The sequence below is a fragment of the Halomonas ventosae genome (assembly GCF_004361885.1).
GTDB lineage: Bacteria > Pseudomonadota > Gammaproteobacteria > Pseudomonadales > Halomonadaceae > Halomonas > Halomonas ventosae_C.
Map to the genome: position 1 here is coordinate 218,319 of NZ_SNWH01000004.1, position 6,976 is coordinate 225,294.

The following is a 6,976-nucleotide window of genomic DNA, read 5'->3' on the forward strand; positions in this document are numbered from 1 at the left end:
AGGTCGTTGAGCGCCAGGAGCTGGTCGAGGCTCATGTCGTCGATACGCATGGGAAACCGGATCTCGTGCATCGGGATAGGCGCTACCTTGCCCGACGCGCCGGCGGCTGTCGATTCAGCGTTCGATATCGGAGCGCAGCGGCGCGTCCGCGAACAGGGCCTTCCAGCGGCGCGGTGTCAATTCCTCGACCCGAGAGGCCGGATGGAGGGCCACGCGCTGGAGCACGTCGACCAGGTAGGTGTAGGGATCGACGCCTTGCAACCGGCAAGTGGTCAGCAGGCTCTGCACGATGCCGACGTGCTCGGCGCCGACTTCGCTCCAGCAAAACAGCCAGTTACGCCTTCCCATGGGAATGCAGCGCAGGCCGCGCTCCAGATGGTTGGTGTCGATCGGCACGTCAGGGTCGGACAGGAACACCTCCAGGCTCCGCTGCCGCTTCAACGCATACTCGGCGGCTTGGCGCAGCGGGTGGCGGGGTTCCAGATCGTCACGCTGGAGTTGTTGGTCGCACCATTGCCAGAAGGCGCGCACCTGGGGTTCGCTGTAGGTGGTGCGCGCCTTGAGCTTGTCGGGCCCTTCACGGCCTTTCTCGCGGATCCAAGTCTCGGTCTTGTAGAGCCCGGCGATCCGCAGCAGACCTTCCTCGACCGCCTCATCGCTACCCTGCGCCTTCTCGAAGTGCCTTCGTGCGTGAGCCCAGCATTCGGCGTGGGTCACCCCCGGACGCTTCTCGGCATAGCAGGGGTAAGAGGCGTTGCCGTCGGTCAGCAGCACGCCCTCGAAGTGCTCGCCCAGCACCTTGTCGATATGCGCCTTGGCGCGCGACGGGGAGAAGGTGAAGCTGATCTCGTCGTGGTCGCCGTACAGCGGCCAGAACCACGCCTCCTTCATCTTGCCCTTGGCCTTGCGGCCCGCCTTGATCGGCGTCTCGTCCATGGCCAGCACCTGGCTTTGCAGCACGTGCTCCAGCTGAGCCAGGTGGATCGGCGACAGCAGGGCGGCGGCCCGCGCCACCTGCTGGGTCAGCGTGGTGCGGCTGAGCTGGATGCCGGCCTGCTGCAGGCGCTGATGCTGACGGTAGAGCGGCAGGTGGTAGCAGAACTTGTCGACCAGCAGGCCGGCGATGAAGCTGACATCGGCCAGCGAACCGTCGAACAGCGTGGCCGGCGCCGGCGTCGCCTGGGGCGGCGCCTCCTTGCTGACCTTGAATACCGGACAGCGATACTCCAGCACTTCGAAGCTGGCCCGGCGCTGAGCGAGACGGAAGGTGCTGCGCGTGGCGATCACCTCGACGTCGTCCTGCGTCATGCCCTCCGGCAGCTCGGTTGGCGGTTTAGGCATGATACGGGCTCCTGAACCTCGGGCTCTGACATCGAGTTTAACTCACTGAGCCGGTGTATGGATTCAGGTTGACACACAGGGAGGGCCTGACCGAGCAACCGATCCTGCTGCGCGAGGACAGCGGCTTCGACAGCCAGGCGCACCTGGCGCTGCTCGAACGGCAGCGGCAGGCCTTTGCCGAGGCGGGCCGGCGGCTGGACTATCTCGTCAAATGGAACCCGCGGGACTCGGCCAAGGCCGATCTGGACACCTGGCTGGCCGTGGCTGAAGGCTATTGGGAAGCGCTGCGCCCCGGCAAGCGCCAGGCGATGTGGACCCAGACCGTCTCGATCCGCGACGACAAGGTCGAATACGTCGTCAAGCGCGTGATGCGCTTGGTGGAACGCACCGCTGATCCCGATGGCCAACTCCTGATCGAACCGGACTATGAGCTGGAAGGCTGGTGGACCAGCCTGGAAGAGGCGCCGGAGGCGGTGATAAAGCGCTACCAGGCGCATGCCACCCACGAGCAGTTCCACAGCGAGATCAAGACCGATCTCGACCTGGAGCGCTTGCCGTCCGGCAAGTTCGCCACCAACGACCTGATCCTGCATCTCGCCCAACTGGCCTACAACATCCTGCGGCTGATGGGACAGCTCGGCATGACCGGCGAGCTGAGCCCGGTCCGCCATCCGGCCAAGCGGCGCCGGCTGCGCACCGTGTTGCAGGAACTGGTCCATCGCGCCGCCGTGGTGATCGACAAGGCGCGCCAGATCATCCTCGACGTCGGTCAGGACATCGGGCGCATGACGCTACTCAAGACGTTGCGGACCCGCCTGCGTTACCCGCGAGGATCGCCATGCTGATCGCCTGCCGGAGACCACCCCCAGGCAATGCGCGAGTGGCGACTACCGGTCGCCAGACGGGCCGTGCCTGGCGGGTGAAAAATCGGGAAAAACCGGGCCATCGGGACCGATCGGCACGGGCATTTTCGGTGACATCGGGCCCGCGAATCCCTCGATATGCGGGGCGAGTGGTCAAAAAATGCTCGCTGGCGGTGATAGGGAGAGTGTCAGCGCCGACTTCACGGATTCAGGAGTTAGCAAGAGGCGAAACGCAGTATTTATAAACATTTCACTGATGCCTGATTGTTGATTAGCATGGGAGAGAGCCAGTCACGAACCGGATGAAGTTGATTGATCTCCTGGATTGATAACTTGAATTTATTAAAAAGGTGGAAGATGGTCGGTATGTTTTCGCAAGTGTCTTCGTGGAATATCATAACGCTTCCTGCTTTTATTTGATTATTTCAAGTTAAACTCCAACCTGAAAATTAAAAAGACGACGTAGCCTATCATCGGACTCGGGATCAAATTTCTGTTCCGTTTCTTTATATAGCAGGGTGATTGTGGTCCTGCTCAGCTCAGTAGCTCTAGCGACAGCAGCTATGCGCACCTTATGCTCGCCCATCATGCGAGCAAGATGGCATCAAAGTATGTCAGTATCCCCACTCGTAATTGTTCTATACTGACTGCCAAAAATACCACATGTCATGAGTTCCTGTCACGTTATGTGAGTTGAGGTTACTTTCCCACACAAAAATTTCAATTCGAGTTAGGAGTGGTCCTTTTACTTGATTTTTTTCGCCTTCTAACTACTTTTTTACCCATACCCTTCAAGCTTGTAAAGTCTTGATTTTCGACTTCAGTAATTAATATTCCCAGGCCTTCCGTCAATGGCTGCATGAATTGCCTATAACGCATCCGCTTTTCGCTGATTGCTTCAAGTTGAGACTCCCAGTGTGCCGTCATATCTGGAACGACCATCCGCTCAGGCAGGCTTTTCACAAGCTGCCGTCCGATTTCAGTTGAATGAATCTCTTTGCCTTTCTTAGTCAGAAACTGTCGTTTGAACAAAAGCTCGATGATTCCAGCACGGGTAGCTTCAGTCCCAAGCCCGTCTGTATCTCTGAGAACCTTTTTGATCTCCGGGTCTGATACAAATCGTGCAATCCCTGTCATAGCGGCCAGCAAGCTTGCATCTGTGAAGCGCTTCGGGGGACTTGTCTGCTTCTCGTCTATTCTGCCGTCAGTGCAGATAACAAAATCACCTTCTTTAACATTCGGCAGTGTTGCTGAAGAAAACTCAGTATTTTGCTTTTCACTTCTATTAGGCGGTAACAGCGCTTTCCATCCATCAGAAATGACTGACTTCTGCCTAGCAACGAACAAGCCGCCTTCAACCTCACTATCAATTTGATGCTCTGCATACTCGAAAGCAGGGTAGAACTGCATCAAGTATTGACGGGCAACAAGTTCGTAGACGTTCCTCTCATCCTGAGTCAAACGATCAGAAGACATCGATCTGGACGTAGGAATAATGGCGTGGTGGGCACCCACTTTGGCGTCATTCCATGCTTTGCTTCTCAGGCAGAGGTCTGCCTTATTTACAGCATCTACTAGCCCCATTGCAGTTTTAGCAATCGAATTAGTTACGGCCTGACGTTCGTCATAGTGGCCGTTGGGCAGATATCGGCAGTCTGATCGTGGGTAGGTGATCAGCTTGTGACGCTCATATAGCTGCTGGCATATGTCCAGAGTTTTTTGGGCGTTGAGGTTGAACCGCTTTGACGCATCAACCTGGAGACCTGATAGGTTATAAGGCAGGGGAGAGGTTTGTTTCTTCCTGTCACGTTTAACGGCCTTGACGCTTCCATTTTTCCCCTTAACTTTTTCCTGAACAAATTCAGCCAGCTTTCGTGAAAGCACACGACCTTCTTCATCCATATATGCTTCACAAGCGGAACTTGGTTTCCACTTTGCGACGAAAGACTCTCCTGTAGGTGTTTGCAGTGTGATAAACACTTCGTAAAAAGGCTTAGATACGAAATTCTCGATCTCTCGGTCCCGGTGGACAACCAAGCCCAAGACGGGTGTCTGGACTCGCCCAATGGACAAAACTCCGTTGTAACCGGCACTTTGTCCAAGGAGGGTGCACAGACGAGTCATATTTATACCATACAGCCAATCGGCCCTTGCCCTTGCCAAGGCGGATGTTGCTAAAGATATAAAATCAGTGTTTTTGCGGAGATCATTCAAGGCCTTTCTGATAGCGGCAGGGTTCATGTCGTTGACGAGACAACGCAGCGTCGCATCACGTTTTTCTTTACTGACGCCGGAATAATTTATGACCTCATCGACTAGAACCTGACCAACACGATCAGGGTCGCCCATGTTAACAAGCTGATCGGCTTCTTTAATAAGTTTTTTAATGGTGTTGAATTGTTTTTGTGTTTGGCTTTTGACTTCGTGCTTCCACTCGACCGGAATGATTGGGAGGTGCTCTCTTTTCCATTTTTTGTACTCGGGGTCGTAAGCTTCTGGCTCAGCCTGCTCCAGTAAATGGCCGATACACCAAGTCACAACGTCGCCACTAGCAACTTTGATAAATCCGTCACCCTTTTGGTGTGGCTTAGGGAGTACATCTGCGACTGCTCTACCAACACTTGGCTTTTCGGCGATGTATAAAATCAACTTTCTTTACCTCGATCAAGCTTTACTACTGTAACTTTTTTCAACTCAGCCTCAAGCGCATCTATCCTCTCTAGCGCCTCATACAGAGAGAACTCCAAGTTCGCATGACGTGCTACTACGTGGTCGCAGAATTTTTTCATCTCATCTCGTTGTGACCTGTAATGCACTTTTAGCTCGTGCTCTTTGTCTCTTTGGGCTCTGAGTTTTTCTATGGATAATTTTTTGGATGCAGATGATGAAGCTGCGTCTTTTGCTTTATTCTCATTTATTATTTTTCGAGCTCTTTCTACAAACTCCACATAGTAATAAATTCCTCCTGAACTAAGTCCTGCTTCTTTATTTATGCGACTTAGGTTCAGTTTTCCATCATTTGGAGTCCGCTCTGGCTTTCCTTCGATCAGCCTTTTAAGGGCCGATTCTAGCCTTTGAGTTGTTGCCACCCCTCTTTCTGAAAGTTTATCTTCGCCACTCATATATGAAAATCCTGTCCATTGAATATGTCGAAGTCGATATTGTGCTCGGAAAAAACCTTCTCTATAGACCTGATCTCGAAGTATATCTTAGATATTACATTAGGCATATCAATTCCACTGGCCAACATAGCGTTATATTTTGCCATTAACTTTTCCCTGGTGGGGATTAAGGATCTGGCCTTTTTAAGCGTAACAACTTTATATTGACAAACAGACATGTCGCAAATTCTATCACAATTTGGATTTGTACAATATCCGCCTGGATGTTCAGTAATGGAAAGACGCCCTTCCTCTACCTGTTTCAGAATCTCTTCTTTGCTAAGGTATACTGTAAAATCGCCTTCAGCACGGAGATTTTTTATTCGTCTACCCTCGGGTCCTGCTAAGGTTTCAGCATCATTGTAAAGATAATAAAATATATCTGCCGTATAGTTCTTATTCTCTCCTGCTATTTCATCCTGTAAGTCTGAGTCGATCATCATATCAAAGTGCGAGGCGAGATTGGCTTGACTTGCATACCAGGAAGTCATTGCTATGTTCATATGTTTGAACTGATACTTTATATCTAGCAGTGACGCTAATTTGTTACGTACAAGATAAACAGCAAATGTTCGACGGAAACAGTGAGGGTGAACTTCCAAAATCTCTCCGACTTTCAGGTCTCCTTCCCTGGTAGGGTTTAAAAGATCAAATTCATTTACATCTTCTCTTGTTGCCCGATAATCTACAGAGCGAACAAACGTCCTAAGAGAGTGTGCAAGTGATTGCTTGCCGGCCCTAGGCTGATAGCCTGTTAGATATGGAAGTGTTACAAAAAGGCTATCAATATCTCTCAAGAATTTATGTCGCTCGTCAAAGTGTTCAATATCAGCCGCCTGACTTCTCCAACCTTCACGAGCAAATCTGAAAGCATCCCAGAGTAATTCAATAGCTTTCTTAACACTTGGTATAGTTACCCAAGAAGTCTCTCTTGAAACACCACCTACATTGGGCTTGGTATGATTACCATGAAGAACCGATACTTTGATCCCTGCGTACTTCTTTTCTTTGTATGAGTCAATGTTAAAAGATTTAATCTCACCGTCTCGACATCCTGTAAATGCGGCAATAACAATATAACAAGCTCCTCTCAGCTTTGACAGCCAAGCTCCCCTGTAATCAAAGCTTACACCTAAGCTATCTAATTCGTATTTTATTCCTTTTAAAGCATATTTCCGCCGTATGCGGGCGCAAGAATATCTTTTTTCTTCGATGATCTTCGTATATTTAGTTGAAAACTCCTCATAAGATTCGGAAATCTGATGTCTGTACGGATGTAATTTTTCAATAAAACCAAGGGCCTCACTAAAATATGCCGCCGCTATTTTTTCAGGCAAGCATACCGCTTGCGAAACCGCCTCACCATTTGGAGATAGATAAATAGAGAGCTTTTCATAGTTATCAATATTCCTTCTTATCACTCCTTTTCTTTGGGCATGAGATGCAAACATAAGGTGGTTTTTCCATGTCTTGTATTTTAGTTTTTGTGTAACTATTCAGCTCACGCCGCCTGATCCAGGTCGTCCTGTCGCATGAAATCCGGCACTTCACCCGTAAAGAGCTGCTCCAGTGCCGTATGTGCCGCCAGCCCCTGCTTGACCGCGGTCGAGA

The 6,976-nt window shown here is 51.1% G+C and carries 5 protein-coding genes and 1 pseudogene; 1 reads left to right on the plus strand and 5 read right to left on the minus strand.

Annotated elements, in window-relative coordinates; translation table 11 throughout:
• Positions 1-114 precede the first annotated feature (114 nt).
• The gene (gene tnpC, locus DFO68_RS05285; protein ID WP_133482627.1) at positions 115-1,341 is read right to left on the minus strand and encodes an IS66 family transposase; all 1,227 of its coding nucleotides are present in this window, start codon (positions 1,339-1,341) and stop codon (positions 115-117) included.
• A gap of 86 nt (positions 1,342-1,427) precedes the next feature.
• Between tnpC and DFO68_RS05290 the strand changes: the two are divergent.
• Positions 1,428-2,186: pseudogene (locus DFO68_RS05290) on the plus strand (transposase); the annotation flags it as partial.
• Positions 2,187-2,634: 448 nt separating this feature from the next.
• Here DFO68_RS05290 and DFO68_RS05295 read toward each other — a convergent pair.
• The 4 genes from DFO68_RS05295 to DFO68_RS05310 form a co-directional block, all read right to left on the minus strand.
• On the minus strand, positions 2,635-2,793 hold the full coding sequence (locus DFO68_RS05295; protein WP_243726422.1) for a helix-turn-helix domain-containing protein: 159 nt from the start codon (positions 2,791-2,793) through the stop codon (positions 2,635-2,637).
• A gap of 131 nt (positions 2,794-2,924) precedes the next feature.
• Positions 2,925-4,853 (minus strand): DNA topoisomerase III, encoded by a 1,929-nt coding sequence (locus DFO68_RS05300; protein ID WP_133482628.1) that lies wholly within the window; start codon positions 4,851-4,853, stop codon positions 2,925-2,927.
• Positions 4,850-5,326 carry a hypothetical protein gene (locus DFO68_RS05305; protein WP_133482629.1) on the minus strand — a complete coding sequence of 159 codons (477 nt, stop codon included), beginning with the start codon at positions 5,324-5,326 and terminating at the stop codon, positions 4,850-4,852. Before DFO68_RS05305 ends, DFO68_RS05300 begins: the two co-directional genes overlap by 4 nt.
• Positions 5,323-6,816, minus strand: coding sequence for a site-specific integrase (locus tag DFO68_RS05310; RefSeq protein ID WP_133482630.1), 1,494 nt, complete (start codon positions 6,814-6,816; stop codon positions 5,323-5,325). The genes DFO68_RS05305 and DFO68_RS05310 overlap by 4 nt, the downstream gene beginning before the upstream one ends.
• Positions 6,817-6,976 lie beyond the last annotated feature (160 nt).

What these genes read in the sequence shown, in the direction of transcription:
- tnpC (WP_133482627.1), bottom strand. Translation starts at nt 1,341, where the DNA reads ATGCCTAAACCGCCAACCGAGCTGCCGGAGGGCATGACGCAGGACGAC.
- DFO68_RS05295 (WP_243726422.1), bottom strand. Translation starts at nt 2,793, where the DNA reads ATGATGGGCGAGCATAAGGTGCGCATAGCTGCTGTCGCTAGAGCTACT.
- DFO68_RS05305 (WP_133482629.1), bottom strand. Translation starts at nt 5,326, where the DNA reads ATGAGTGGCGAAGATAAACTTTCAGAAAGAGGGGTGGCAACAACTCAA.
- DFO68_RS05310 (WP_133482630.1), bottom strand. Translation starts at nt 6,816, where the DNA reads ATGTTTGCATCTCATGCCCAAAGAAAAGGAGTGATAAGAAGGAATATT.